Here is a 26,826-nt window from a genome sequence, read left to right on the forward strand (position 1 = left end):
CCGTATCCCGAGCGTCCGTGGACCACTCATTGCGGCACACGCAAGGAGATCGCCATGGCCTCGAGGGCGAGCAGGGGAGCGACGTTGAGCCCGATCCGCTCGCGCGCCGTGCCGATCGCGTCCATCGAGTGGAGCAGCTGCTCGGCGCTCATCGAGCGAGCCACCCCCTGGACGATGGGGAGGCTGTCCTGGTTGACCAGGCCGATCGCCGCTCCGCTGCGCAGGATGAGGGCGTCGCGATAGACCGACAGGAGGTCGACGAGCGACCGGTCGAGGACGTCGCGGGAGTGCCGGGTGGCGCGTGCCTTCTGCTCCTTCTCCAGCCCCGAGAGCTGGCTGCGGATGTGAGGTGGCTGCGTGCGGGCCGAGGGGTCGGCGCCCAGCACCTCCATGAGCCGCTGGCGCTCCGCCGAGTCACGCTCCGCCGCAGCCGCCGTGGACTCCTCGTCCGCGATGGAGGCGAGGTCGGCGGCCGCGCCGATCGCGTCGCCGACACCGTGGATCCGCCCTGCCAGGCTGATCACGTCGCGCCGCCTGATCCGGGCTCCCTCGTCCCGGGCCAGCCGCCGGGCGAGCCCGACGTGGCTCTGCGCCGCCCGCGCGGCATACATGGCCATCGGCATCTCGACGCCGTCGCGTCGGTGCAGCAGCTCGGCGACCGCCTCGGCCGGCGGCGTGCGCAGCCGGACGTGCCGCGAGCGCGAGCGGATCGTGATGACGACGTCCTCCAGCGACGGCGCGCACAGGATCCACACCGTGCGCGCCACCGGTTCCTCGATGGCCTTGAGGAGGGCGTCGGCGGCCCGCTCCGTCAGCCGGTCGGCGTCCTCGACGATGATGACCCGGAACGGACCGACGGAGGGCCGCAGGGCCGACATGGCCGCCAGCTCCCGAGCCTGCTCGACCTTGATGGACAGTCCTTCGGTGGCAATGACATCCACATCTGCATGGGTGCCGTCCACCGCGGTGCGGCACTCGCGGCACTCACCGCAACCGTGCTGCGGGCACTCGAGCGCTGCGGCGAATGCGCGGGCCGCCACCGATCGTCCTGACCCGGGTGGGCCGGTCAGCAGCCACGCATGCGTCATGGCAGTCGTGTCGGTGACCGCGCGCTGCAGGGTCGCGACCGCCGTGTCCTGGCCGATGACGTCGCGCCACACCGTCACGGGAGCGCCCCCATGGTGCGCAGCCGCTCGACGACCTGGGCGTGGATCGCCTCGGCCGAGAGCGTGCCGTCGACGATGACGTACCGCTCCGGGTTGCCCTGGGCCATCGCGAGGTAGTGGGCACGGATCGCCTCGTGGAAGGTGTCCTGCTCGGCCTCGAGCCGGTCGTGCACGTCACCGCGACGGCGCCGTCCTTCCTCCGCCGACACGTCCACGACGACCGTCAGGTCGGGCACCAGCCCGTCGACCGCCCACATGTTCAGGTCGTGGATCTCCTGGGCGCCGAGGTCCCGCCCGGCCCCCTGGTAGGCGACGGCGGAGTCGGTGTACCGGTCGGTCAGCACCACCTCGCCGTGCTCGAGCGAGGGCCGGATGAGCTGGTCGACGTGGTGTGCCTTGTCTGCCGCGAACAGCAGCGCCTCGGCACGCGGTGCCACGTGCGCGCCGTGCAGCACCAGGTCACGGATCTCGCGCCCCAGGGGCGTGCCCCCGGGCTGGCGGGTGACGGTCACGGTGCGACCGGCGGTCTCGAAGGCCTCGCGGAGCAGGGCCACCTGGGTGGACTTGCCCGCGCCGTCGCCGCCCTCGAAGGCGATGAAGAGTCCGTCGGTCACGGGCCGAGCCTAGGCCAGCGGGGGGACACGCCCCTCATCCGCGAGGTATGCCGCGGACGGCCAGGCGGCATCCCTGGAGTCCGCGCCGGTGGGGCTACTGCTCCTGGCGATCCGCGTTGGCGTAGATGGCGTCCCGGACGTACTGCGCCATCCCCGGGCGGATCTCGTCGTACGTCGCCGTGAACCGCGGGTCGCTGGTGTACATGTCGGCGAGGTTGCGGTGGAACTGCGGCGGGCAGTCGTAGAACCGCTGGTCGATGTTGAGCCGGTGGGCCTCGGCCGCATCCATCGCCGCCACGCTCGTCGGCGGCTCCCCTGCGTCCATGGCGTCGGTGAAACCCTTGTGCAGGGCGTCGCTCTCCGCCTTGACGGCCTCCCAGTCGGCCTTCGTGTAGCTCTTCGTGCGCCGCTGCGACTGCTGCCAGGCATCGGTGTCACCCCAACGCTGCTCCGCCTCCGCCTGGGCGTCTTCGAAGCCGTCGCCGAAGAGCTCCATCATGTCCTCGGCGGTGGCGTGTTCGTCGTTCATCTCTCTCTCCAGTGCTCGGTTGATGGCCGCGACGAGGTCCTTCATCTCGTCGAGCCGTTGCTGGACCGCTGCGCGTTGACGACGCAGGTGCTGCTCGACGCTCTCGGGGTGCGCCAGCAGGAGTGCGACCTCCTCCAGGGCGAACCCGAGGCGGCGATAGACCACCACGTGCTGCAGGCGCGTGAGGTCGTCCGCCGTGTAGAGCCGGTAGCCCGCGGGCGACCGTTCGCTCGGCCGCAGCAGCCCGATCTCGTCGTAGTGGTGCAAGGTCCGCACCGTCACGTCGAGCCGCTCGGCCACCTGCCCCACGGTGAGCAGGGTCTGCGTCCTCTCGGTCATGGGCACCACTGTGACGCCTCACGCCGCGTGAGGGTCAAGCCCCGTCGCCGGCTGCGCCGACCTCGAGTCCCTCACCGGCCACGCGGGTCATCCCTGTCCGAGGTAGGCGGCGATGACGCGCTCGTCGTGACGCACCTGGTCATAGCTGCCCTCCGCCAGGACCCGGCCCGCCTGCAGCACCGTCACCGTGTCGGCCAGCGACCGGACCACGCGCATGTTGTGGTCGACCAGGACGACGGCACGTCCCACGGCGGCCTGGCTGACCAGGGTGATCATGCGGTCGACGTCTTCCCTGCCCATCCCGGCCGTCGGCTCGTCGAGCAGCAACAGCCGCGGGTCCCGGGCCAGGGCCAGCTCGATGTGCTCGACGACGCCCAGCTGGTCGACCAGGCTCGTGATCCGGAGGGGCCTGGCGATGCCGAGGCGGGCGATCTGTTCCGGCTGCCAACCGGCGATGTCCTCCCCGCGGAAGAGGATCCGGCCCGACGTGGGCGCGAGGAACCCGGTCAGCAGGTTGAGCACGGTCGACTTGCCCGCACCGCGGGGTCCGACCAGGGCGTGGACCGTGCCCTCTGCGACGCTGAGGCTGACGTCCGACAGGGCCCGGAACCCACGGAACTCCTTGGTCAGGGCCCGGGTCTGGAGCAGGGCTGCCGGCTGCGCAGTGGCGTCGTTGGGCATGCCACCTCCTGCATCGTGGTCAGTGCCAGCGGTCGGGGTGGATGTCGCCGGGGATGTCGGCGGCGGGGTCGTACGGCGTCCGGCTGAAGCGGAACGACCCGAGGTCCAGGTGGTTCGGCCGCCCCTGCGGGTCGCGGACGACGACGAGCGGCTCACCCTCGTGGTAGCTGTCGAGGCCCACCCACCCGTTCTCCGTCGGCCGGAACCGGGAGCCACGCTGGGCACCGGGCTCCCCCAGGACGAGGTGGCCGTCAGCCGACAGGCGCAGGTCGTATGCCGTGGTGCCCCAGTACCAGTCACCGACCAGCTCCAGCCCGGTCGCCTGGTCGGCGTCGGCCGACCAGGGCGTCACGGGCAGGGGCTCGTGCTCCGCGAGCAGGTCGAGCAGGTCGTTGCCGAGGGCCATCCCCGAGGTGGCGTTCGCGAAGACCACGCAGCCGTCGCCGGTGTCGCGGTTGACCCGCAGCCCGGCCAGGAACCCGGGCATCGAGCCGCCGTGACCGGCATACCGCACGCCGTCGAGGTTCCAGACCTGCCAGCCCAGCCCGTGCGCTCCCGTCCAGGCCTGGCGCGGGTTGTCGTTGACGGCGATGGGCAGGCACATCTCGTCGAGAGTCTGCGGGCTGAGCAGCCCGGCCGTGTCGCCGGCGAGGAACGTCGCCCAGCGGCTCAGGTCGGTGACGGTCGACCAGAGCTGCCCGGCCGGAGCCATCGCGCCGGCGTCGTGCTCGGGCTCGACGTGCAACAGGTCGGCCAGGGGGTGCACTCCCCAGCCCGGCGCCGAGGGCGCGACGGGACGCAGGGTCGTGCGCGGCATACCAAGCGGGTCAAGGAGATTCGCCTGGACGGCCTCGCCCCACGGCATGCCGCGGAGCCGGGCCACGAGCTCGCCCAGCACGGCATACCCGACGTTGGAGTAGTGGAACCGCGCGCCCCGTCGGAACCGCAGGGCCGGCCGGCTGGCGAGCAGGTCGGACCACGTGCCACCGGGGGTCCGCTCCCACCAGGGACCGGACGTCTCGGCCTGCAGACCCGACGTGTGCGAGAGCAGCTGGGCGATGGTGACGCCGCCGAAGTCGGTGGAGGCCGTCTCGCCGAGGTGGCTGCTGATCGGGTCGTTGAGCTCGAACCGTCCCTCATCGCGCAGCCGCATCACCTCGACCCCGACGAACGTCTTGGTGATCGAGCCGATGCGGTACTGCGTGTCAGCAGTGGCCGGCACACCGTCGGCGCGGCCGGAGAGCGTGCCCACCGCCCCCGACCACACCAGCTCGCCACCACGCACCACCCCCGCGCACACCGACGGCAGCCGGTGCTCGGACTGCTCGGTCGCGAGGCGGTGGTCGAGCCGGCGGGCAGTGGTCGTCTCGATCGACATCGGTGCCTAGCGCTTGCTGGCGGTCTTCGTGGCGGCGGACTTCTTGGCAGTCGACTTCTTGGCAGTCGACTTCTTGGCCGCGGTCTTCGTCGCAGCCTTCTTCGTCGTCTTCTTCGCAGCCCGCTTGCGGGTGGTCGGCCCCTTGGCGCGCTTCTCCGCGAGCAGCTCGGCGCCACGTTCGGGGGTGATCGACTCGGGGTCGTCGCCCTTGCGCAGCGTCGAGTTGGTCTCGCCGTCGGTGACGTAGGGCCCGAAGCGGCCGTCCTTGACCACCATCGGCTTGCCCGAGACGGGGTCGTTGCCGAGCTCCTTGAGCGGAGCGGTGGCGGCCCGACCACGCTGCTTGGGCTGGGCGTAGATGGCCAGCGCCTCCTCGAGCGTGATGTCGAAGAGCTGCTGCTCCGTGGCCAGCGAGCGCGAGTCGGTGCCCTTCTTCAGGTAGGGACCGTAGCGACCGTTCTGCGCCGTGATCTCGACCTCGGTGCCGTCCTCCTCGGTGGACGTGCCGACCACCCGGGGCAGGCTGAGCAGCTTGAGAGCGGTGTCGAGGTCCAGCGTCGCGAGGTCCATGTCCTTGAACAGGCTGGCCGTGCGCGGCTTGACCTTCGCCTTCCCCTTGAGGGCGGCGGTCTCCTCGTCGAGGACCTCGGTGACGTACGGACCGTAGCGACCGGCCTTGGCGACGATGTCGCGGCCGGTGGCCGGGTCCTGACCGAGCACCTTGCCGTCGTCCGCGGACTGCTCGAGCAGCTCGCGGGCCTTGGCCGGAGTCATCTCGTCGGGGGCGATGTCGTCGTTGATGGTGGCGCGCCGCGGGGTCGTCGCGGCGTCGTCGGTCATCTCGCCGGTGGCCAGGTCGACCCCCTGCGGCACGGTCTCCTCGACGTACGGGCCGTACCGGCCCACGCGCACGACCATCCCGTCACCGATGTCGATGGTCGAGATCGCTCGGGCATCGATCTCACCCAGGTCCTCGACCAGGTGCTTGAGTCCCTGACCGGGGCCTCCGACGAGTCCGCCGGCCCCGGCACCCTGGACCCCGCCGAGATCGCCACCAAAGTAGAACCGGTGCAGCCACCGCGCCCGCTGCTCATCGCCCCCGGCGATGCGGTCGAGGTCCTCCTCCATCGACGCGGTGAAGTCGTAGTCCACCAGCTCGGTGAAGTGCTCCTCGAGCAACCGGGTGACCGCGAAGGCCAGCCAGGTCGGGATCAGGGCGTTGCCCCGGGTGTTGACGTAGCCACGGTCCTGGATGGTGCCGACGGTGGAGGCATAGGTCGACGGTCGGCCGATCCCCTTCTCCTCCATGGCCTTGACGAGCGTGGCCTCCGTGTAACGCGGCGGCGGTGAGGTCTCGTGCCCGTCGGCCTCGGCGCGCAGCGTGGTGATCGCCACGCCCTCGCTGAGCTTGGGCAGGCGGCGCTCCTCCTCGGCCTCGGCTGCCTTGCTGGCCCGCTCCTCGTCGCGACCCTCCTCGTAGGCCGCGAGGAACCCGCGGAAGGTGATGACGGTGCCCGAGGCACTGAACTCCACGACCCGGCCGTCGTCGAGGGTGGCGCCGAGCTTGACGGTGGCGGTGGACCCGCGGGCGTCGGCCATCTGCGAGGCGACCGTGCGCTTCCAGATCAGCTCGTAGAGCGCGAACTCGTCGCCACGCAGCTCACCCGCGACCTGGGCCGGCGTGCGGAACCGGTCCCCCGCCGGACGGATGGCCTCGTGCGCCTCCTGGGCGTTCTTGACCTTCTTCTCGTAGCGGCGAGGGGAGTCGGGGACGTACTCCGCGCCATACAGGTCGCGCGCCTGCTGTCGGGCCGCGGTGAGGGCAGCCTCCGACAGCGTGGTGCTGTCGGTACGCATGTAGGTGATGTAGCCGTTCTCGTAGAGCCGCTGGGCGACCCGCATCGCGTTCTTGGACGACAGGCGCAGCTTGCGCGACGCCTCCTGCTGGAGGGTGCTCGTGGTGAACGGGGCAGACGGGCGCCGCGTGTAGGGCTTCTCCTGGACGCCGGTGACCTTGACCTGAGCCGAGATCACCTGTCGCGCAATGGAGTTCGCGGTCTCCTCGTCGAGGTGGACGACGTTCTTGGACTTGAGCGTGCCGTCGTCGGCGAAGTCGCGACCGGTGGCGACGCGGGCGTCGTCGACCGCGCTCAGGCGCGCGCCGAACTGGTTGGCGGCACCGTCGGGGGTGAAGTCACCGACCACGTCCCAGTAGGACGCCCGCACGAAGGCCATCCGCTCACGCTCGCGCTCGACGACCATGCGGGTCGCGACCGACTGCACGCGACCGGCGGACAGGCCTGCCTTGACCTTGCGCCACAGGACCGGGCTCACCTCGTAGCCGTAGAGGCGGTCGAGAATGCGCCGGGTCTCCTGGGCGTCGACCATCGCCACGTCGAGGTCGCGGGTGGTGTTGGCCGCGCGCTGGATGGCTTCCTTGGTGATCTCGTGGAAGACCATCCGCTTGACCGGGACCTTGGGCTGGAGCACCTCGAGCAGGTGCCAGGCGATGGCCTCGCCCTCGCGGTCCTCATCAGTGGCCAGGTAGAGCTCGTCGGCACCCTTGAGCAGCCGCTTGAGCTCGGAGACCTTCTTCTTCTTGTCCGAGTCGACGACGTAGTAGGCCTCGAAGCCGTTGTCGACGTCGACGCCGAACCGGCCGAACGGGCCCTTCTTGATCTCGGCCGGCATCTCGGACGGCGTCGGGATGTCGCGGATGTGACCGACGGACGCCTCGACGTCCCAGTCCTTGCCCAGGTAGCCGCCGATCGTCTTCGCCTTGGCCGGCGACTCGACGATGACGAGCTTGCGCCCTTCGCTCATGGTTCAACCTCAGTTCCTGATCCCCTGTGCAGCGGATTCGTCGCTGCATGGACAAGGCATCGCCGATGACGGTATCCGAGAGGGTCAAGTTCGCTGCGTCTGGTCCGTATTCCGTGGGGTGCGGCGGGCGGCTCCCGTGATTAGTTTAATGTTCAACTGCCTAGGTGTAGGCTGTGGCCATGACCCAGCCCGCGACCACCACCCGTCAGCCGGTGCTCTACCTCAGCCACGGCGCACCGCCGCTGGCCGACGACCCGGTGTGGACCGACCAGCTGGCGAGCTGGTCGACGAGGTTCCGCAAGCCGGCAAACATCCTCATGGTCTCGGCGCACTGGGAGGAAGCCCCCCTGTCGCTGTCCGCCACCACGGGCGACGTCCCGCTCGTCTACGACTTCTACGGCTTCCCGCGGCACTACTACGAGGTCACGTATGCCGCGCCGGGCGCGCCCGACCTCGCGGCCGACGTCACCAGGCTCATGCACGCCGCCGACACCCCGGTGCACCGGGACGAGACGCGCGGACTCGACCACGGGGCCTATGTCCCCCTCGTCGAGATGTATCCCGAGGCCGACATCCCCGTCCTGCAGATGTCGATGCCGACCCTGGACCCGCGGGCGTTGTTCGACCTCGGCCGCAAGCTCGCACCCCTGCGCGACCAGGGCACCCTGATCGTCGGGTCCGGCTTCACCACCCACAACCTGCGCTGGTTCAACCCTGCCGCGGGCCCGGACGGCACTCCGCCTGCCGCCTCTGCCGAGTTCGACAACTGGGCCGCCGAGGCACTCGAGCGGCAGGACGTCGATGCCATCCTCGACTTCATGCACAAGGCCCCGGCCGCCCGGGAGGCACACCCCCGCACCGAGCACTGGGCGCCGCTCTACGTCAGCCTCGGCGCGGCATACGAGTCGGGCAGCCTCGACAACGAGAGCGTCATCGACGGATTCTGGTTCGGCCTGAGCAAGCGGTCCTGGCAGTTCAACTGACCGTCAGGGGACGACCACCGACTTGCCCCGCGAGTGGAACTCGCCCTGCACGCGCAGTGCCTCCGGCGCGTCCGCGAGTGCCCATCGACGGTCCACGACCGGGCTGACGGCACCCGTCGCCACCAGGTCGATGAGGAGCTCGAGGTCGGCCCGGTTGCGTGAGGCGACCTTGAACGCCGGCGCTCGTTGGCTGCCGACCGCGAAGTAGACCGGCAGGCTGAGCATCCTCGGCAGGGGACGCATCCACCTGGACTTCGGCGACGTGACCATCACATAGCTCCCGCCGGGTGACACCAGGCGGCGGCTGTCACGCAGGGTGAGGCTGCCCGCGTTGTCGAAGAAGAGGTCGAACGTCTCGCCCAGCGATCGCACGTCCTCGCGGGTGTAGTCGACGACGCGGTCCGCGCCGCCCCGACGGGCAGCCTCGACGTTGCCCGTGCTGCAGACCGCCGTGACATGGGCCGCGCCCAGCGCCTTCGCGAGCTGGACCGCGAAGCTGCCGACCCCTCCGGAGGCTCCGTTGACCAGCACCCGCTGACCCGCCTGCAGCCGGCCCCAGTCGCGCAGGCCCTGGAGGGCGGTCTCGGCGGCCACGCCGATGGTGGCCGCCTGTTCGATCGGGATGCGGTCGGGCACCGGCACCAGCCACTCGGCCGGCGCCACGAGGAACTCGGCGAACGCGCCACCCGAGACCTCACCGAAGACCCGGTCGCCGGGCTGGAACCGGGTCACGGCCGAGCCCACTGCCTCGACGACCCCTGCGACGTCGGCGCCAGGCACCTGGCGCTTCGGACGGCGCAGCCCCAGCGCCGGCCGGGCGAACATCGGCAGCCCGGTGACGAGGTGCCAGTCGAGCGCGTTGACCGACGCCGCCCCGACGCGCACCAGCACGTCGTCGGCCCCCACCTCCGGCACGGGCACGGTCCGCACCGTGACGACCTCCTGCGGAGGGCCGTAGCGCTCGTACACCGCGGCACGCATCGTCGCGGGGAGCGCACTCGGCGCTTGGGCTGGTGCATGGTCGATGTCGGTCATCCTGGCTCCCGGTGTCGTCGAACTTACGGTGTAAATATACGGTGTAAGTTAGACCTACGTCGTAAGTCTGTCAATGGTGGAGAGCTAGCATTCGGGACGGACGACCGCGTTTGCCGAACCGGAGGGACCCGCGTGACCGACACCGTCGAGAGCGACGCCGTCCTCACCGACGGCGCGACGAGCCCTACCCGCACGCCGCTCAGTCGCGAGCGCGTCATGCGCGCGGCCGTCGACGTTGCGGACGCCGAGGGCATCGCCGCGGTCTCGATGCGGCGGATCGGCCAGGAGCTCGGGGTCGAGGCGATGTCCCTCTACAACCACGTGGCCGGCAAGGAAGCCATGCTCGACGCGATGGTGGAGCAGGTCGCCGCCGAGCTCGTCGCCGCCGTGTCCGCGCTCGACTCCCCCGACCCCGCGATCGACTGGCGCGGCGCCCTGCGCGCCCGGGCGCTGGCCGCACGCGAGGTGATGCTCCGCCACCGCTGGGCGCCGGGCGTCCTGGAGACCCGCACCACCATGAACCTCGACGTCGTCCGCTACTTCGACGGTGTCGTGGCGATCCTGCGTGCCGGGGGTTTCAGCAACGACCTGACGCACCACTCGCTGCACGCCCTCGGCAGCCGGGTGATCGGCTTCTCGCAGGAGCTGTTCAACCCCGGCGACGCCGCTGCGGACACCGCCTCGGAGGATCTGCTCGTGGCCATGGCGGCACAGGTCCCGCACCTCGTCGAGATGCTCGGCGAGGTCGCGCACGACGACCCCGGGTCGACCCTGGGCTGGTGCGACGACCAGAGCGAGTTCGAGTTCGGACTCGATGTGCTGCTCGACGGGCTGGAGCGTCGCAGGGCTTCTACCGTTGGGCCATGATCACCGCACTGCACACCCTCGTCTACGCCGACGACCCCGACGCCGCCCGCGCCTTCTTCCGTGACGTCCTCCAGTTCCCCGGGTCCGACACCGGGGGCGGATGGCTCATCTTCGCCACCGGTCCGAGCGAGCTCGGCGTCCACCCGTCATCGTGGGAGCACGAGGGCCAGGCGGGCGGCACCGACCAGCGCTTCGACCTGTCCCTCATGTGCGACGACCTCGCGGCCACCGTCGCCGAGCTGCGCGGTCGCGGTGCGGAGTTCGACGGTGACGTCGTCGAGCAACGGTGGGGCTCCACGATCCAGCTGGTCGTGCCGGGCGCCGGGACGATGACGCTCTACCAGCCCGCGTACGACCCGCCAGCCCTTGGCCACCCCGACCTCGAGGCCATGTGGTGACCCAGGCGCGCCGTCAGGGGTGAGGCCTCAGTGGTCGCCGGGGCGGCGGCGCGGTGCGGGCCGGGTGGGATCGTCCCCGACCGGCTCGACGTGCTCGGGCACGACGATCGGCTTCAGCCGAGCCCAGGTCAGGAACACGACCGCCGCGATCGCCAGGGCCAGCCCCGTCCAGAGGTTGGCGTTGATGCCTCCCGTCTTGGCCGACGCCGTGTCTCCGAACAGCCCGGCGAGCAGCAGGATCACGCCGTAGAGGCCGAGCAACGCTCCGATGATGTTGCGGATGTCGAACGCACCGGCGGTCTTCTTGGGGGACGGGGCCGTCGTCTCAGTGGTCTTCTGGCTCATGGCAGGACTCCTCTTAGAACGCGAAGTTGAGGATCAGGACGAGGACGAGCGCAATGCCTGCGAGCGGCATGGTGCGCTGGAACCACGGGTGGCTCGCTTCCTCCGGGTCGACGAGGTCCTCCCTGGGCGTCTCGGAGTAGACCAGGCCCCGCAGCTCGGAAGCCGGCTTGGGCTCGGTGGCGAGCGACACGGCATACGACACGACGATGTCGACCACGAACGCCGTGGACGCGGCCACGAAGCTCGCCCCCTGCCCGGACAGCGGCAGGACGCCGAGGCTGGCGGTGCCGAAGGCGTCCTTGCTGAGGAAGGCCACCACCACGGCTGACACCGTGCCGCTGGCGAGGCCGATCCACCCGGCGGCCGGCGTCATCCGCTTCCAGAACATGCCGAGGATGAAGGTGGCGAACAGGGGGGCGTTGAAGAAGCCGAACAGCGTCTGGAGGTAGTCCATGATGTTGGAGAAGCTGCTCGCGATCGAGGCGGTGAAGATCGCGATGATCGTCGCCGCGACGGTGGCCAGCCGACCGATGCGCAGGTAGTAGTCGTCGCTGTGGTCCTTGCGCAGGTAGCGCTGCCAGAGGTCGTAGCTGAACACCGTGTTGAACGCCGAGATGTTGGCGGCCATGCCTGCCATGAAGGCGGCGAGCAGTCCCGCGATGGCCAGCCCGAGCAGGCCGTTCGGCAGGACGTCACGCATGAGCAGCAGGAGCGCGTCGTTGTACTTGACGCCCTGGCCCGACGCGCCGCCGGGAGGGGTGCCGCCACTCTTGAGCTGCACCATCTCCTTGACGAGGACCGCCGAGATCATCCCGGGGAGGATGACGATGAACGGCACGAACATCTTGGGGAAGGCACCGATGATCGGCGTCTTGCGGGCAGCCGAGATCGACTTCGACGCCATCGCACGCTGGACCTCGACGAAGTTGGTCGTCCAGTAGCCGAAGGAGAGCACGAAACCCAGCCCGAAGACGATGCCGATCACCGAGAGGAAGCCGGAGCTGAACCCGGACAGCGCCTGGCCCGGCCACGAGTGCAGCTGCTGGCCGGCTGGAGCGACGGCGGCCTTGGCGGGCGCCGAGCTCGCGAACGCGGTGATCTTGTCCTGCAGGCCGCTCCACCCTCCGACGCGGTGCAGCCCGATCAGCGTCAGCGGCAACAACGACGCGACGATGACGAAGAACTGGAGAACCTCGTTGTAGATCGCGGCCGAGAGCCCGCCGAGGGTGATGTAGGACAGCACGATCGCGGCAGCCACGAGCAGGGCCACCCACAGCGGCCAGCCGAGCAGCGCGTGCACGATCGACCCCAGCAGGTAGAGGTTGACGCCGGCGATGAGCAGCTGGGCCAGCGCGAAGCTGATCGCGTTGACGAGGTGGGCGCCGGTGCCGAAGCGCCGCAGCATGAACTCGGGGACGGACCGCACCTTGGAGCCGTAGTAGAACGGCATCATCACGACGCCGAGGAACAGCATCGCGGGGATCGCGCCGACCCAGAAGTAGTGCACCGTCGGGAGCCCGATCTGGGCGCCGTTGGCCGACATGCCCATGATCTCGACGGCACCGAGGTTGGCCGAGATGAACGCCAGACCGGTCACCCAGGCGGGGAGCGAGCGCCCCGAGAGGAAGAAGTCGATCGAGTCCGAGACCGACCGGCGGGCGATGAAACCGATGCCGAGGACGAAGACGAAGTACAGCGCCACGAGCAGGTAGTCGAGCCAGGTGGCATTGATCAACGTGCCGGCCGCCGCGGGAGCGGCCAGGGGGGCGAGCAGGGACATCGATGGGCTCCTGGGGTGCGTCGGCGGACCTCCGCACCAACCTAGGGCGTATGCCGCAAACCGGCACCCCGAGGGGTCAGCGGGACCGCGGCCCCGAACCTCGGATCAGACCCTGGCGCCGGCCAGGTCGGGCGCCGGGGCCTCCCCCGTGTCGACGTCCACGGCAGCGCCGCTGAACTGGGCGGCATACAGCTCGGCATAGGCGCCGCCCCGGGCGAGCAGGACGTCGTGCGAACCCTGCTCGACGATCTGCCCGTCACGCATCACGAGGATGACGTCCGCGTCGCGGATGGTGGACAACCGGTGCGCGATGACGAAGCTCGTGCGGTCGTGTCGCAGCGCCGACATCGCCTTCTGGACAAGGAGCTCGGTGCGCGTGTCCACCGAGCTCGTCGCCTCGTCGAGGATGAGCAGGGCCGGGTCGGACAGGAACGCCCGCGCGATGGTGATGAGCTGCTTCTCTCCGGCACTGACGTTGCCACCCTCGGCATCCAGCACCGTGTCGTAGCCGTCGGGGAAGGAGTGGACGAACCTGTCGACGTAGGTCGCCGTGGCGGCAGCCATCACCTCCTCGTCGCTGGCGCCCGGCCTGCCGTAGGCGATGTTCTCGCGGATCGTGCCGCCGAACAGCCAGGTGTCCTGCAGGACCATCCCGATCTCGCTGCGCAGGTTGTGCCGGGTCAGGTCGGTGATGTCCACGCCGTCGAGCGTGATCCGGCCGGAGTCGAGCTCGTAGAACCGCATGATGAGGTTGACGAGCGTGGTCTTGCCGGCACCCGTGGGACCGACGATGGCCACCGTCTGACCGGGCTCGACGGTGAGGTCCAGGCGCTCGATGAGTGGGTTGGCAGGGTCGTAGGAGAACGACACGTCCTCGAACTCCACCCGTCCGTGGGGATCGTCCAGAGCGGTCGGCCGGGCCGCGTCGGGCCGCTGCTCGGGGGCATCCAGGACCTCGAAAACCCTTTCGGCAGAAGCGACCCCGGACTGCAGCAGGTTGGCCATCGAGGCGACCTGCGTCAGCGGCTGGGTGAACTGCCGCGAGTACTGGATGAAGGCCTGCACGTCTCCGAGGCTCATGGACCCGCTGGCCACGCGGAGCCCACCGACCACGGCGATGACGACGTAGTTGAGGTTTCCGATGAACATCATCGTCGGCATGATGATGCCGCTGATGAACTGTGCGCCGAAGCCGGCGTCGAACAGGTCGTCGTTCTTGCTTCGGAACGCGGCTCGGACCTCGTCCTGCCTGCCGAAGACCTTGACCAGCTGGTGACCCGTGAACGTCTCCTCGACGATCGCGTTCAGCTCTCCGGTGCTCTTCCACTGCTGGACGAAGTGCTTCTGCGACCGCTTGCCGATCGTGGCCGTGACGAACATCGAGACGGGGATGGTGACGAGCGCGATCACCGCCAGCAGCGGGGAGATGTAGAGCATCATCCCGACCATCGCCACCACCGTGAGCAGCGAGGTCAGCAGCTGGCTCATCGTCTGCTGCAGGCTCTGGGCGACGTTGTCGATGTCGTTGGTGACCCGGCTGAGCAGCTCACCGCGGGGCTGCGCGTCGAAGTAGGGCAACGGCAGTCGGTTGAGCTTGTCCTCGACGTCGCGTCGCAGGATGAAGATGGTGCGGTTGACGGCACCCGTGAGCACCCAGCCACTGGCCCACGACAGCACGCTCGCCACCGCGTAGAGGGCGAGGACGAACAACAGCACACGTCCCACGGCCCCGAAGTCGATCCCCGATCCGGGCACCAGGTGGTCCATCTTGGCCACCATGTCGGCGCGGGTGCCCTGACCGGTGGCCCGCAGTCCCTGGACGACCTGCTCGCGAGTTGCGGTGGGCGGCAACATCTTCCCGATCACTCCGGCGAAGATGAGGTCGGTCGCCCTGCCGAGGATCTTGGGTCCGACGGCGTTCAGCGCGACGCTGCACACCGCCAGTGCCACCACGCCATACAGGGCGGTCCGCTCGGGGGCCAGCAGGGACAGCAGCCGCTTCGCCGACGGGCCGAAGTTCTTCGACTTCTCCGACGGCAGGCCGATCGACATCGGTCCACGCCGCTGGGCGGCGTTCGCCACCGGCCCGCGCCTGGCCTCGGCAGCCTTCTCCTCCTCGGTCTTCACTCCTTCGCTCATGCCGCGGCCTCCTCTGCGGATCGCTGGGACTCGACGATCTCCACGTACGTCGGGCAGGTCTCGAGCAGCTCGTCGTGGCGTCCGGCGCCGACCACCACGCCGTCGTCGAGGACGACGATGTGGTCCGCGTCGATGATGGTGGAGACCCGTTGCGCCACCACGATCACCGCGGTATGCCGGGTGACCGGTCGCAGGGCCGACCGCAGCCTTGCGTCCGTGGACAGGTCGAGGGCCGAGAAGCTGTCGTCGAAGAGGAAGACCTCCGGCCTGGAGACCAGTGCGCGAGCGATGGCCAGACGCTGGCGCTGTCCGCCGGACACGTTGGTGCCGCCCTGCGAGATGGGCGCGTCGAGTCCACCCGGCATGGCGCGCACGAAGTCCGCCGCCTGCGCGATGCGCAAAGCCTCCCAGAGCTCGTCGTCCGTCGCGTCGGAGTCGCCGTAGCGCAGGTTGGAGGCGACCGTCCCGGTGAACAGGTAGGGCTTCTGGGGGACCAGCCCGATCCGGGACCAGACGTCCTCCAGCGTGGCGTCACGGACATCGACACCACCGAGCAGGACGGACCCGCCGGTGACGTCGTAGAGCCTGGGGATCAGGGACAGCAGCGTGGACTTTCCGGCACCGGTGCTCCCGATGATGGCGGTCGTGCGCCCGGGCTCGGCGGTGAGCGAGACGCGCTGCAGGACAGGCACATCCGCGCCGGGATAGCGGAACTCGACGTCACGCAGCTCCACGGTGGTGCCGGTCAACGGAATGGCGACCGGGCGCTCGGGCTGGACGACGGTCGAGCCGGTGTCGAGCACCTCGCCGATGCGTCCGGCCGAGACCGTCGCGCGAGGGATCATCATGGACATGAAGGTCGCCATCATGACCGACATGAGGATCTGCATGAGGTAGCTCATGAAGGCGGTCAGCTCGCCGATGTGCATCTGTCCGTTCTCGACGCGGTGCGACCCGAACCACAGGACCGCGACGGTCGAGGCGTTGAAGATCACCATGACGATCGGGAAGACCAACGCCATCAGCCGGCCGACCGCGAGCGCCGTCCCGGTGTACTGCGTGTTGGCGTCGGCAAACCGGGACCGCTCGTGGTCCTCGCGGACGAAGGCACGGACCACACGGATACCGGTGATCTGTTCGCGCAGGACGCGGTTCACCCAGTCGACCGACTCCTGCATGAGGCGGAAGTTCGGGATCATCTTGCGGATCACCAGCGCCACCGACAGGGCCAGCAGCGGCACGGCGACGGCGACCAGCCACGACAGACCGACGTCCTCGCGCAGCGCCATGAAGATCCCGCCCACCATCATGATCGGCGCCGACACCATCATCGCGGCGCCCATGAAGACGACGGTCTGCACCTGGGTGACGTCGTTGGTGTTGCGGGAGATGAGGGTCGGAGCGCCGAACCGCGACACCTCCTGAGCGGAGAAGTCGCCCACCCGGGCGAAGATCCCCGCCCGCAGGTCGCGGCCCAGGCCGGCGGCCGACCTGGCCCCGAGGTAGGTCGCCGCGACGGTCGCGACGATCTGCACGAGCGACACGGCGAGCATCCAGCCGCCGGTCCTGACAATGAAGCCCGTGTCGCCGGTGGCCACGCCCTGGTCGATGATCTTGCCGTTGAGGCTGGGCAGGTAGAGGGATGCCATGGTCCCGACGAGCTGCAGCCCCACGAGGACCGCGACCTGGCCCCGGTACGGCCCCAGGTAGTCACGAATGATCCGGATCAGCACTACTTCTTCCCCCGTGAGATGGATGACATGGGCCTGGTGGGCGCGCTGGTCGCGTGGTTCTCGGTGGTCGGGCGCGCCAGGGCGCCTTCGAGGAGGACGTCGACCAGCTCCGCCGCGGTGGAGTCCTGGCCGTCGAGCATCGGGTGGACGCTGGAGAGCGTCAGCATGCGCAGGTAGCCGATGAAGTTCCTGACGGGGATCCGCAGCAGGGCGGCATCGTCACCGATCAGGGCGACGAAGGCCTCGTCGAGCTCGGCGGTCCCCTGCTGTCGGCGACGGACAGCGTCCGCGCCGGTCGGGCGGTGGAGGGGCTGACCGGACGAGTGCAGCACGCTCATCAGGGAGAAGACCCCCTGCAGGTGGGTCTGCATCACCGTGACCGCCGCCGCCAACCGCTCGCGCAGGGGCAGCCGCGGGTCGATGGCCCCCAGCTCCACCCGGACCATCGTGGTGTCGAACGCCTGGTGGACGCAGGCGTGGATGATCTCGTCCTTGCTCTCGAAGACCCGGAAGATGGTGCCCTCGGCGATGCCTGCCGCCCTGGCTATCTCGCGGGTGCTGATCCCCTGACCCTTGTCCCGGAGCAACGGGATCGTTGCCGCGACGATGGAGGCCCGGCGCTCGTCCGGGGCCATGGCAGCGGCGCGTGGTGTCATGTGCACACCTTAAGTGAGTGAGCACTCACTCACAACCGGTTTTCTCCACTTCCTCGCCGGTTCGATGTCACCACGCCGGCGATCCCCGGCGCGTTTACATCGACCGGGCAGGGGGTGGGGCAGGGCTGGGCAGGTCAGACCAGGAGGCCGTCGGCCACGAGCTCTCGCACCAACGGGACTGCCTCAGCCCGGACTGCGCCCACCTCGGAGCCGAGCAGCTCCGCGATCGCCGCCAGGGCAGCCGCCGCGGTCAGCGTCCCGTCGCACACGCTGACGAGCGCGGCCCCGACCGTGTCGAGCCGGACCGCCCGACGCAGCCCGCCACCCTGCCGCAGCAGGATCACCGACGGGTCCTGCGCCCCGGGCCGGCCGTGGCGCTCCTCGGTCACGTCGTCGGCGCACCGCCACGCGACCGCCAGGACCTCGTCGTCCGTGTGCTCCGCGAGCCAGGTGCGGGCACGAAGCCCCGACAGGACGTGCGGACCCATCGGGGCAGCCACCGGGCCCGTCGCCTCGGTGAGCTCGACGAAGGGGGTCCGCTCCTCCAGGGGGCGCTGCAGGGTGATGACGCCGAAGCCGATCGCAGTCACGCCGCGGGAGGCGAAGTCGTCGAGCCACGCGGCATACATCGTCGCGAACTCGGTGGTGGCACTGTGGTGACCTCCGTCTCGCGACCAGGTCTCGGCATACTCCGCCGGGTCCTGCACGTCGCGCTGCACGATCCACGCGTCGAGCCCGGTGCCGGCGACCCAGCCACGCACCCGGTCACGCCAGTCGGCGTCGCCGACCACCTCCCAGTTGCCGAGGAACTGCGCGACCCCACCCGGTTCGAGGTGCGCGCCGATCGAGCGCACGAGGTCGGCGACGATCGCGTCACCGGCCTGCCCACCGTCGCGGTACTCGAACAGCGGGACGTCGGGGGTCCTGGGTGTGATGACGAACGGCGGGTTGCTGACGATGAGCCCGAACCGCTGTCCTGACACGGGATCCAGCATCGAACCCTCGACGACGTCCCAGGCGCACTCGTTCAGCAGGGCGTTGAACCGGGCGAAGTCCAGCGCCCGGGTGGAGATGTCGGTGACGGTGATCTGCCGGGCGTGGGCACCCAGGTGCAGCGCCTGGACCCCGCACCCGGTCCCGAGGTCGAGGGCCCGCTCGACGGCGGGCCGCGGCGTCCAGGACGCCAAGGTCGTCGAGGCACCACCGATGCCCAGGACGTGGTCCTCACGCAGGGGCGCCCGGGTCTGCAGCTCGGTGAGGTCGGAGGCGACCCACCACTCGTGGCTGTCATCCCCGTAGGGACGTAGGTCGCAGGTCGCCACCACCCCGGGGCCCTGGTCGCGCACCAGGCCGAGCGAGGTCGCGCCGACCACCCCCAGCGTGGGCAGTGCCGCAGCTGCCTCCTCGCTGTCGACCGCATCCCCGAGCGCGAAGAGCCGCACCAGGGTCGCGAGCGGGGTGTCGACGTCGACGGTGACCCGCTGGGCTGGAAGCACCTGCTCACGGGCGAGGGCGGCCGCTGCGAGCGGTCCCAGCAGCTCGCCGACCGCTTCGACCGTGTATGCCGCGGCGCCGAGGTCGGCCCGCAGGCGGGCGACCAGCTCGGGGTCGGCGACCGGCGTGGGAGCGCTCATCCGTCGAGCAGGCCGCCGAGGTTGAAGCCGCCTCCGCCGCTACCGCCCTGGGGGGCGGGCGGGGTCCACTCGCTCGGCTGGACGATGACGAAACCCGGCCCGGAGAAGGCGTACTGGAAGGCCTCGCCCGAGCCGCCGCGCAGCATCGACCGCACGTTCATGCTCGAGACCACCTGCGGCACGAGGTTGGCCGACCAGCCGACGCAGGCCTGCACGTCGACGTAGGTGGGCTGCTGGCTGCAGTCGAGGATCACCGGTTGCCCGACGGTGTGGATGGCGACCGTGCCGTTGCCTTGGAGGGTCGTGTTGAACAGGCCGCCGCTGAGCATGCCCGCCCCCTGCACGCGCTTGATGTCCCACGCGATGCTGGAGTCGAAGGCCAGCAGGTTGCGCGCGTTGAGCGACAGCGCATCCCCGGCGAGGTCGATGAGGAAGACGAACCCTGCCTCGGACGCGAAGAAGACGTCGCCCTCGCCGGACACCCGCATCAACGAGACGTCCTCGCCGGTCACGACCTTCTTGAACAGCTTGCCGACGCTGCCGGCCTTCTCGTGGTCGAAGCGGATCTGGCCCTGGTAGGACACCATCGCCCCCTTGACCGCGAGCACGTCGCCACCGAGGTGGACCCGCAGCATCTGGGGGTTCTGCAGCGCGAACCGCTGCTGCGCCTGGACTTCGAGGTTGGCCTGGTCAAAGAGCGGACTCTGCATGGCCCCAGCCTAGGATGCGGGCCCGTTCGTCGACAGGCGATAGGCGTACCAGGTGCCCCGCTGCGCCCCGAGCCGGTCGTAGAGCCGTTGCGCCGGCTCGTTGTCGGGGGCGGTCTCCCACGCCAACCACTGCATCCCGCGGTCGGCCGCGAGCTGCCGGCACGCCTCGATGAGGCCCGCGCCCACCCCTGCCCCCCGGGCGCGTTCGGTGACGAACAGGTCCTCCATCACCGCGAGCGGCTGCGCGAGGGTGGTGTCCCAGCTCCAGAGCATCGTGGCGTGGCCGATCGCCCCACCCGAGTCGTCGCGGGCGATCAGCTGGGTGCCGCCGGAGCCCTCCTCGAGGAACGCCCGGCTCATCGCCTCCAGCGCCTCGTCCGGCGGCTCGCTCTCGTAGAACGTGCAGTAGGCCCGCATCAGGGGCAGGAGGTCCGCCAGGTCATCCGGCGCGACCGGCTCGATGTGGAACGAACGCTCCGGGTCCATGGCGCGACCCTACGCGGGGTCGTGGACCCCGCGGCATACCTGCGGCGGAAGGCCTCTGGAGAAGCCGCAGGGCCGGCCCACCCGAGTGGGTGAGCCGGCCCTGCGGTGTCACGAGACTGGCCCGTATGCCGTGCGGAGCTAGCGGTTGACCGGCTCCTCGACCACGTCCGTGGCCGGGTCGGTGGCCGCGTCGACGGCCCGGCCGGGCGCGGTCTCGGCCTCGCCGGAGTCCGGCGCGGCGGCGTCGTACCGTGCGGCGGCCGCACCGTCCTCGTCACCACCGATCGCCAGGTCACGGGCCTTGGACACCGCGACGGCCGCGATGACGATGATGATCGCGGCGGCGGCGATGCCGTAACGGACCACCTTGTTGGCGTCGTCGCCGATGGACAGGGTCACGATCGCCGGCGCGATGAGCACCGAGACGAGGTTCATGACCTTGATCAGCGGGTTGATGGCCGGACCGGCGGTGTCCTTGAACGGGTCGCCGACGGTGTCACCGATGACGGTGGCCGCGTGGGCGTCGCTGCCCTTGCCGCCGTGCGTGCCGTCCTCGACGATCTTCTTGGCGTTGTCCCACGACCCACCGGAGTTGGCGAGGAACACCGCCATGAGGCACCCGGTGCCGATGGCACCGGCCAGGAAGCCGGCGAGCGGCCCGATGCCGAGGCCGAAGCCGACGGCAACCGGGGTGAGCGCGGCCAGCAGACCCGGCGTCGCGAGCTCACGCAGCGAGTCCTTGGTGCAGATGTCGACCACGCGGCCGTACTCGGGCTTCTCGGTGTAGTCCATGATCCCGGGGTGGTCGCGGAACTGGCGACGCACCTCGAAGACGATGGCGCCGGCAGCGCGGGTCACCGCGTTGATGGCGAGGCCGGAGAACAGGAACACGACGGCCGCACCGAGCAGCAGGCCCACCAGCACGCTCGGCGTGACGATCTGGAGGTCGAACTGCGTGAGCTGGCTGCGGATCTCGGCGATCTGCTGCGGAGACAGGGCCCCCGCCTGTGCCTTCTGCTCCAGGCCCTGCAGGATCGGGCGGTACTTGGTCTGCCACGCGTCGGAGTAGGACCCGAACAGCGCGGTGGCCGCAAGCACGGCCGTCGCGATGGCGATGCCCTTGGTGATCGCCTTGGTGGTGTTGCCCACGGCGTCGAGGTCGGTGAGGATCTGGGCGCCCTCGCCGTCGACGTCACCGGACATCTCGGCGATGCCCTGCGCGTTGTCGGAGACCGGGCCGAAGGTGTCCATCGCCACGATCACGCCCACCGTGGTGAGCAGGCCACAGCCGGCCAGCGCGATGAGGAACAGCGACAGGATGACCGAGCCGCCACCGAGCAGGAACGCGGCGTACACGGCGGCGCCGATGATGACCGCGGTGTAGACGGCAGACTCGAGGCCGACGCCGATACCGGACAGGACGACCGTGGCCGCGCCGGTCAGCGAGGTGCGCGCGACGTCCTTGGTGGGGCGCTTGTCGGTCCCGGTGAAGTAGCCGGTCAGCCAGAGGATGACCGCGGCCAGCACGATGCCGATGACCACGGCGAGGATGGCCGACCGACGCGGGTCGCCGGTGAGCGCGGTGACGGTCTGGTCGGTGGAGCCGAGCGCCTTGAACGTGTCCGGCAGGTAGGTGTACGCGGCCACCCCGGAGAGCACGGCGGCGATGACGGCCGAGATGTAGAACCCGCGGTTGATCGCCGACAGCGCGTTCTCGCCGGGCTTGACCCGTGTGATGAAGACACCGATGAGGGCGGTGACCGCACCGATGGCAGGCACGATCAGCGGGAAGACCAGGCCGTAGGCGCCGAACGCGGCGGAACCCAGGATCAGGGCGGCGACCAGCATCACGGCATACGACTCGAAGAGGTCGGCCGCCATGCCGGCGCAGTCGCCGACGTTGTCGCCCACGTTGTCCGCGATGGTGGCGGCGTTGCGCGGGTCGTCCTCGGGGATGCCGGCCTCGACCTTGCCGACGAGGTCGGCGCCGACGTCCGCGGCCTTGGTGAAGATTCCGCCGCCGACACGCATGAACATCGCGAGGAGGGCGGCACCGAAGCCGAAGCCCTCGAGGACCTTGGGGGCGTCGCCCCGGTAGAGCAGGACGACCACGGAGGCGCCGAGCAGGCCGAGGCCCACGGTCGCCATGCCCACGGTGCCACCCGTGCGGAAGGCGATCCGCATGCCGTTGTCGCGGCTGCCCTCGCGGGCTGCGGACGCCACGCGGACGTTGGCCTTGACGGCCAGGCTCATGCCGAAGTAGCCGATCGCGGCGGAGAACAGCGCGCCGACGACGAAGAAGCCGGAGCGGCCCCACCGGACGCCGGCCGTGTCGGCGGGGAGCAGGAGCAACAGGCCGAAGACCAGGACGACGAAGATGCCGAGGGTCTTGAACTGGCGGGCGAGGTACGCCTGGGCGCCTTCCTCCACGGCAGCGCCGATTTCCTGCATCTTCTCGGTGCCGGGGTCGGCCGCCAGGACCTGCTGACGGAAGAACACACCCATGACCAGCGCGATGATCGCGATCGCGAGCACCGCGATGACCAGGGTGAGATTGGTGCCGTCAAGCTGCAGGGCAGCTGTGGCGGCAGGCGCGAGGCGCGACATTCCATCCTCCTCGATGGGGAATCATTCAGGACCGCCCAAAGGCGCGCCACGACGGCACACCGCAGAGGGGACGTTGGTGGCGAGGGTAATGCACGTCACAGCCTATGTGACGCCGCGTGAGCAGGGTCACAGAAATTCGATTCCGGCAGCCTCAGGCGCTGGAGGCCGCGGCGGCGTCGTCCACGGTGGGGTAGATGTGGAACACCTTGTCCAGCCCGGTGATCTTGAAGACCTTGAGGATCCGCTCCTGGGCGCTGACGATGCGCAGCGTGCCGTTCTGTCCACGGACCAGCTTGAGGCGCCCGACGAGCACGCCGAGCCCGGTGGAGTCCATGAACGTGACCTTCTCGAGGTCGACGACGAGGTCGGTGCGGCCCGCGGCAACCTGCTTGTCGAGCACTTCGCGGAGCAGCGGAGCGGTGTACACGTCGATCTCGCCTGCCACGTGGACAATCGTCACGGCGCCCTGCTCGCTGCTGGAGACCGACAGGTCCACGCTCACCCCTTTGGTTGCGATCGACGTTGAGCAGACGGGTGCACCGTCTGCCCTCGGGATTACGGTAGCGGCAATGTCCACCTCCGGTCCCATCGCACCCGGTTCGGCGGCGGCGAGTCGCCCCGCGTTCGACCCGGAGTCGGTGCTGGCCACCCTGGCGGCCGGAGCGCGCTCAGAGAGGTTGCTGCACGTCCACGAGGTGCCCGCGAGGTCCGCGGCGCTCGCCGAGTGGCCTGCCTGGGTCCACCCCAGCGTGTATGCCGCGTGCGCCGGGGCAGGGGTCACCTCGCTCTGGTCGCACCAGCGGGAGGCGGCCGACCTGGCCCATCAGGGCTCGCACGTGGTGATGGCCACGGGCACCGCGTCGGGCAAGAGCCTCGGCTATCTCCTGCCCGTGCTGTCCGCGGTCGTGGACGGGGCCCTCGCACCGTCGGGTCGCGGTGCCACGGCGTTGTACCTCTCCCCCACCAAGGCCCTCGCGGCCGACCAGCTCGCCCGCGTGCAGGCGATGGCCGTCCCCGGCGTGCGGGCCGCGACCTACGACGGCGACACGGCCACCGAGGAGCGGCGCTGGATCCGCGACCACGCCCATCTCGTGCTCACCAACCCCGACCTCGTGCACCACTCCCTGTTACCGCTGCACGAGCGCTGGGCGCCGTTCCTGCGAGCGCTGCGTTACGTCGTCATCGACGAGTGCCACACCTACCGCGGCGTCTTCGGCTCCCATCTTGCGGCGCTGCTGCGCCGGCTGCGACGGGTGTGCGCGCGCTACGGCTCCCACCCCACGTTCGTGCTCGCCTCGGCCACGGTGCGCGACCCCGGCGCCCACGCCTCGCGCCTCGTCGGTATGCCGGTCGCGCCCGTCACCGACGACGGTTCCCCTCGCGAGGCGATGACGTTCGCCCTGTGGGAACCGGGACTGCTCGGCGAGGGGGCTGGTCGCCGCTCGGCCACCTCGGAGGCCGCCGACCTGCTGGCGTCCCTGGTCTCCGAGCGCGTGCAGACGGTGGCGTTCGCCAAGTCCCGTGCCGGCGTGGAGGCATTGGCGACCAGTGCCCGGCGCACCCTGATGGACCTGGAACCCGCGCTGGGAGGTGCCGTCGCGGCATACCGCGGCGGCTACCTGCCGGAGGAGCGGCGCGCGTTGGAACGCTCGCTGCGCTCGGGCGCGATCCTGGGACTGGCGGCGACCAACGCGCTGGAGCTCGGGATCGACATCAGCGGGCTCGACGCCGTGCTGCTCGCCGGGTGGCCCGGCACGCGGGCATCGCTGTGGCAGCAGGCCGGTCGCGCCGGTCGGGACGGCACCCGGTCACTGGCGATCTACGTCGCCGCCGACGACCCGCTGGACACGTACGTCGTGCACCATCCCGAGGTGGTCTTCGGGCAGCCGGTGGAGGCCACCGTCCTGGATCCCGACAACCCGCACGTCCTGGGGCCGCACCTCGCCGCGGCGGCGGCCGAGCTGCCGCTGCGGGAGGAGGACCTCCCGATGTTCGGCGACCACGCACGTGGGCTGGTCGACGCCCTGGTGGCACGGGGGATCCTGCGCCGGCGACCGACCGGCTGGTACTGGGCCAGGACCGACCGCGCCACGGACCACGTGTCGCTGCGGGGAGCCGGTGAGGTCGTGGGGATCGTCGACCAGCGCACCGGGCGGGTGCTGGGCACCATCGACGAGGCGTCGGCGCACACCCAGGTGCACACCGGTGCCGTGCACGTGCACCAGGGCGACAGCTATGTCGTGACCGACCTCGACCTCGCCCACGGAACAGCCACGGTGGTCAGGGGCGACCCCGGCTGGAGCACGTTCGCCCAGTCGGTGAGCGCGTTCGACATCGTCGCGGCCGAACGCAGCGAGGACTGGGGTCCGGTGCGCGTCTCGTTCGGGACGGTCCAGGTGCACACCCAGGTCACCTCGTTCCTGCGCCGCTTGGCCAGCGGCGAGGTGATCGGCACCCACCCGCTCGACCTGCCCCAACGCACACTCACCACCCGCGCCGTGTGGTGGACCATGCCCGTCGAGTGGCTGGGGGAGGTGGGCGTGGAGGAGGCCGACATCCCTGGCGCCGCGCATGCGGCCGAGCATGCGGGGATCGGCATGCTGCCACTCGTGGCGACCTGCGACCGATGGGACATCGGGGGCGTCTCGACCGCCCTGCATCCCGACACGGGGCTGCCGACGATCATGGTCTACGACGGACACCCCGGCGGGGCGGGCTTCGCCGAGCGGGCCTTCGACTCGTTCGAGGTCTGGCTTCAGTCGACCTTGGAGACCGTCCGCTCGTGCCGTTGCGAGAGCGGCTGCCCGGCCTGCGTCCAGTCACCCAAGTGCGGCAACGGCAACGAGCCGCTGGACAAGGCAAAGGCCGTGAGCCTGCTGCGGGCCGTGCTGGCCCACGCACCAAGGGGTGCGCATGGCGCGGCGGGCGATGCCCTTCAGCCGGAAGCGCAGAGGTGACGAAAGGGGCAAACCGCAGGCCAGCGGCTAGGGTCGAAGCGGACGGTGCACCACGCACCCTTGATGTGTCGGAGGTTTCGACCCGTGATCGTGTTCGGACTGATCCTTGCTCTGCTCGCTCTCGCGGCAGGTGTCGTGCTCTTCCTCGCGACCCGGTCGATCACCCACCCGGTGGACCTCGAGCTCGCCGGCTACCACTGGGGGATGACCCCGCTGGCGCTGCTCGTGACGGGTGCCGTGGCGATGCTCCTGTTCTGGCTCGGGCTGGCGGCCATCCGTGGGAGTGTCGTGCGCCGGCGTCGCCCGATCCGTGAGGCAAAGGACGCCGAACGGCAGGCCAAGCTCGAGGAGAGCATCCGCGCCGACGAGCGGGCCCGCGCCGAGGAGACCCACCAGAGCACCCTCGCCGAACGGGACCGCGTCCGGGACGAGGAGTACCAGACCCGCCTGGCCGACCGTGACCGCGAGCGCGACAGCGAGCTCGCCTCGCGCGAGGAGGAGTTCGCCGCTCGCGAGCGGGCGACGGAGGAGCGGGTGCGAGCTGACGAACGCCGAAAGGTCGAGCAGGAGTTCGCCTCCCGCGCGGCCGGGCCGGGTGCAGGCGCCGCGGCTGGCGCTGGTGTGGGCACCGCGGCTGCCACCGGCGTCGGCATGGGCGCTGCCGCTGGATCCGCCGAGACCTCGGCGGCCTCACCGACCACGGATGCGGCATCGGTCGAGACCCCCGGTCGCCACGCGGCCGATGCCGACACGGCCGACCACCTCGGCTCAGACCAGCCCACGACGGATTCCACCCAACTGCTCCACGAAGGCGACGCCGGTTCGAGGGACGAGACCGCGGACGGGTCGAGGGACGAGACCGCCGAGGGTGGCCTACCCTCCGACGAGTCGCCGGAGCCGGGATACCGGACCGTGGCCGACAAGATCATGGGTCGTGACCCGGTCGCCCGCGACTGACTCGGCCCG

The 26,826-nt window shown here is 70.3% G+C and carries 22 protein-coding genes; 5 read left to right on the plus strand and 17 right to left on the minus strand.

The features are described 5' to 3' along the window. Positions 1 to 26 precede the first annotated feature (26 nt). From BJ986_RS05265 to topA, 6 genes are all read right to left on the minus strand, one after another. Positions 27 to 1,166 (minus strand): DNA polymerase III subunit delta', encoded by a 1,140-nt coding sequence (locus BJ986_RS05265; RefSeq protein WP_179421034.1) that lies wholly within the window; start codon positions 1,164 to 1,166, stop codon positions 27 to 29. Next, positions 1,163 to 1,780, minus strand: a complete 618-nt coding sequence (tmk, locus tag BJ986_RS05270) for a dTMP kinase (protein WP_179421035.1) — start codon at positions 1,778 to 1,780, stop codon at positions 1,163 to 1,165. The genes BJ986_RS05265 and tmk overlap by 4 nt, the downstream gene beginning before the upstream one ends. A gap of 94 nt (positions 1,781 to 1,874) precedes the next feature. After that, positions 1,875 to 2,648, minus strand: coding sequence for a MerR family transcriptional regulator (locus BJ986_RS05275; RefSeq protein ID WP_179421036.1), 774 nt, complete (start codon positions 2,646 to 2,648; stop codon positions 1,875 to 1,877). Positions 2,649 to 2,735: 87 nt separating this feature from the next. Continuing rightward, positions 2,736 to 3,329 carry an ABC transporter ATP-binding protein gene (locus BJ986_RS05280; RefSeq protein ID WP_179421037.1) on the minus strand — a complete coding sequence of 198 codons (594 nt, stop codon included), beginning with the start codon at positions 3,327 to 3,329 and terminating at the stop codon, positions 2,736 to 2,738. Positions 3,330 to 3,348: 19 nt separating this feature from the next. Further along, complete coding sequence (locus BJ986_RS05285; RefSeq protein WP_179421038.1) at positions 3,349 to 4,707, minus strand: serine hydrolase domain-containing protein; 1,359 nt, start codon at positions 4,705 to 4,707, stop codon at positions 3,349 to 3,351. A gap of 6 nt (positions 4,708 to 4,713) precedes the next feature. Beyond that, the gene (gene topA / locus BJ986_RS05290; RefSeq protein ID WP_179421039.1) at positions 4,714 to 7,530 is read right to left on the minus strand and encodes a type I DNA topoisomerase; all 2,817 of its coding nucleotides are present in this window, start codon (positions 7,528 to 7,530) and stop codon (positions 4,714 to 4,716) included. A 179-nt stretch (positions 7,531 to 7,709) separates the two neighbouring features. Here topA and BJ986_RS05295 point away from each other — a divergent pair, with 179 nt between their 5' ends. Further along, a complete protein-coding gene (locus BJ986_RS05295; protein WP_179421040.1) occupies positions 7,710 to 8,513 on the plus strand; it encodes a dioxygenase family protein in 804 nt (267 codons plus the stop codon). A gap of 3 nt (positions 8,514 to 8,516) precedes the next feature. Here the strand turns inward: BJ986_RS05295 and BJ986_RS05300 are convergent, their stop codons facing one another. Then, the gene (locus BJ986_RS05300) at positions 8,517 to 9,548 is read right to left on the minus strand and encodes an NAD(P)-dependent alcohol dehydrogenase (protein ID WP_179421041.1); all 1,032 of its coding nucleotides are present in this window, start codon (positions 9,546 to 9,548) and stop codon (positions 8,517 to 8,519) included. Positions 9,549 to 9,680: 132 nt separating this feature from the next. Here BJ986_RS05300 and BJ986_RS05305 point away from each other — a divergent pair, with 132 nt between their 5' ends. Then, positions 9,681 to 10,415, plus strand: a complete 735-nt coding sequence (locus BJ986_RS05305) for a TetR/AcrR family transcriptional regulator (RefSeq protein ID WP_337794870.1) — start codon at positions 9,681 to 9,683, stop codon at positions 10,413 to 10,415. Next, entirely contained in the window at positions 10,412 to 10,813 is a 402-nt protein-coding gene (locus tag BJ986_RS05310) for a VOC family protein (protein ID WP_179421042.1), read from the plus strand. Before BJ986_RS05305 ends, BJ986_RS05310 begins: the two co-directional genes overlap by 4 nt. 27 nt (positions 10,814 to 10,840) lie before the next feature. On the opposite strand, the gene BJ986_RS05315 is transcribed toward BJ986_RS05310, so the two are convergent. From BJ986_RS05315 to BJ986_RS05360, 10 genes are all read right to left on the minus strand, one after another. Next, a complete protein-coding gene (locus BJ986_RS05315; protein ID WP_179421043.1) occupies positions 10,841 to 11,158 on the minus strand; it encodes a hypothetical protein in 318 nt (105 codons plus the stop codon). A 13-nt stretch (positions 11,159 to 11,171) separates the two neighbouring features. Next, entirely contained in the window at positions 11,172 to 12,938 is a 1,767-nt protein-coding gene (locus BJ986_RS05320; RefSeq protein ID WP_179421044.1) for a sodium:solute symporter family protein, read from the minus strand. Positions 12,939 to 13,043: 105 nt separating this feature from the next. Then, positions 13,044 to 15,077, minus strand: a complete 2,034-nt coding sequence (locus BJ986_RS05325; RefSeq protein WP_179421045.1) for an ABC transporter ATP-binding protein — start codon at positions 15,075 to 15,077, stop codon at positions 13,044 to 13,046. Then, positions 15,074 to 16,810: an ABC transporter transmembrane domain-containing protein gene (locus tag BJ986_RS05330; RefSeq protein ID WP_179421046.1), complete on the minus strand. Its 1,737-nt coding sequence runs from the start codon at positions 16,808 to 16,810 to the stop codon at positions 15,074 to 15,076. Before BJ986_RS05330 ends, BJ986_RS05325 begins: the two co-directional genes overlap by 4 nt. Then, the gene (locus BJ986_RS05335) at positions 16,810 to 17,466 is read right to left on the minus strand and encodes a TetR/AcrR family transcriptional regulator (protein WP_179421047.1); all 657 of its coding nucleotides are present in this window, start codon (positions 17,464 to 17,466) and stop codon (positions 16,810 to 16,812) included. The genes BJ986_RS05330 and BJ986_RS05335 overlap by 1 nt, the downstream gene beginning before the upstream one ends. Before the next feature lie 134 nt (positions 17,467 to 17,600). Next, the gene (locus BJ986_RS05340) at positions 17,601 to 19,100 is read right to left on the minus strand and encodes a N5-glutamine methyltransferase family protein (RefSeq protein WP_179421048.1); all 1,500 of its coding nucleotides are present in this window, start codon (positions 19,098 to 19,100) and stop codon (positions 17,601 to 17,603) included. Further along, positions 19,097 to 19,810, minus strand: coding sequence for an AIM24 family protein (locus tag BJ986_RS05345; RefSeq protein WP_179421049.1), 714 nt, complete (start codon positions 19,808 to 19,810; stop codon positions 19,097 to 19,099). Before BJ986_RS05345 ends, BJ986_RS05340 begins: the two co-directional genes overlap by 4 nt. A 9-nt stretch (positions 19,811 to 19,819) precedes the next feature. Then, positions 19,820 to 20,296: a GNAT family N-acetyltransferase gene (locus BJ986_RS05350; RefSeq protein WP_179421050.1), complete on the minus strand. Its 477-nt coding sequence runs from the start codon at positions 20,294 to 20,296 to the stop codon at positions 19,820 to 19,822. Between the two features lie 138 nt (positions 20,297 to 20,434). Then, the gene (locus tag BJ986_RS05355) at positions 20,435 to 22,903 is read right to left on the minus strand and encodes a sodium-translocating pyrophosphatase (RefSeq protein WP_179421051.1); all 2,469 of its coding nucleotides are present in this window, start codon (positions 22,901 to 22,903) and stop codon (positions 20,435 to 20,437) included. A 151-nt stretch (positions 22,904 to 23,054) separates the two neighbouring features. Next, positions 23,055 to 23,399, minus strand: a complete 345-nt coding sequence (locus tag BJ986_RS05360; RefSeq protein ID WP_179421052.1) for an anti-sigma factor antagonist — start codon at positions 23,397 to 23,399, stop codon at positions 23,055 to 23,057. 73 nt (positions 23,400 to 23,472) lie between these two features. On the opposite strand from BJ986_RS05360, the gene BJ986_RS05365 reads away from it, so the two are divergent. Together BJ986_RS05365 and BJ986_RS05370 are read left to right on the plus strand one after the other, a co-directional pair. Then, positions 23,473 to 25,860 carry a DEAD/DEAH box helicase gene (locus BJ986_RS05365; protein ID WP_179421053.1) on the plus strand — a complete coding sequence of 796 codons (2,388 nt, stop codon included), beginning with the start codon at positions 23,473 to 23,475 and terminating at the stop codon, positions 25,858 to 25,860. An 84-nt stretch (positions 25,861 to 25,944) separates the two neighbouring features. After that, on the plus strand, positions 25,945 to 26,817 hold the full coding sequence (locus tag BJ986_RS05370) for a hypothetical protein (RefSeq protein ID WP_179421054.1): 873 nt from the start codon (positions 25,945 to 25,947) through the stop codon (positions 26,815 to 26,817). Positions 26,818 to 26,826: the final 9 nt, after the last annotated feature.

The sequence above is a fragment of the Pedococcus badiiscoriae genome (genome assembly GCF_013408925.1).
Classification (GTDB): domain Bacteria; phylum Actinomycetota; class Actinomycetes; order Actinomycetales; family Dermatophilaceae; genus Pedococcus; species Pedococcus badiiscoriae.

Coding starts and splice junctions, on each gene's coding strand:
- BJ986_RS05310 (WP_179421042.1), top strand. CDS start 10,412: ATGATCACCGCACTGCACACCCTCGTCTACGCCGACGACCCCGACGCC.
- BJ986_RS05295 (WP_179421040.1), top strand. CDS start 7,710: ATGACCCAGCCCGCGACCACCACCCGTCAGCCGGTGCTCTACCTCAGC.
- BJ986_RS05325 (WP_179421045.1), bottom strand. CDS start 15,077: ATGAGCGAAGGAGTGAAGACCGAGGAGGAGAAGGCTGCCGAGGCCAGG.
- BJ986_RS05275 (WP_179421036.1), bottom strand. CDS start 2,648: ATGACCGAGAGGACGCAGACCCTGCTCACCGTGGGGCAGGTGGCCGAG.
- BJ986_RS05350 (WP_179421050.1), bottom strand. CDS start 20,296: ATGGACCCGGAGCGTTCGTTCCACATCGAGCCGGTCGCGCCGGATGAC.
- BJ986_RS05345 (WP_179421049.1), bottom strand. CDS start 19,810: ATGCAGAGTCCGCTCTTTGACCAGGCCAACCTCGAAGTCCAGGCGCAG.
- BJ986_RS05315 (WP_179421043.1), bottom strand. CDS start 11,158: ATGAGCCAGAAGACCACTGAGACGACGGCCCCGTCCCCCAAGAAGACC.
- BJ986_RS05300 (WP_179421041.1), bottom strand. CDS start 9,548: ATGACCGACATCGACCATGCACCAGCCCAAGCGCCGAGTGCGCTCCCC.
- topA (WP_179421039.1), bottom strand. CDS start 7,530: ATGAGCGAAGGGCGCAAGCTCGTCATCGTCGAGTCGCCGGCCAAGGCG.
- BJ986_RS05335 (WP_179421047.1), bottom strand. CDS start 17,466: ATGACACCACGCGCCGCTGCCATGGCCCCGGACGAGCGCCGGGCCTCC.
- BJ986_RS05280 (WP_179421037.1), bottom strand. CDS start 3,329: ATGCCCAACGACGCCACTGCGCAGCCGGCAGCCCTGCTCCAGACCCGG.
- BJ986_RS05365 (WP_179421053.1), top strand. CDS start 23,473: ATGTCCACCTCCGGTCCCATCGCACCCGGTTCGGCGGCGGCGAGTCGC.
- BJ986_RS05355 (WP_179421051.1), bottom strand. CDS start 22,903: ATGTCGCGCCTCGCGCCTGCCGCCACAGCTGCCCTGCAGCTTGACGGC.
- BJ986_RS05320 (WP_179421044.1), bottom strand. CDS start 12,938: ATGTCCCTGCTCGCCCCCCTGGCCGCTCCCGCGGCGGCCGGCACGTTG.
- BJ986_RS05285 (WP_179421038.1), bottom strand. CDS start 4,707: ATGTCGATCGAGACGACCACTGCCCGCCGGCTCGACCACCGCCTCGCG.
- BJ986_RS05340 (WP_179421048.1), bottom strand. CDS start 19,100: ATGAGCGCTCCCACGCCGGTCGCCGACCCCGAGCTGGTCGCCCGCCTG.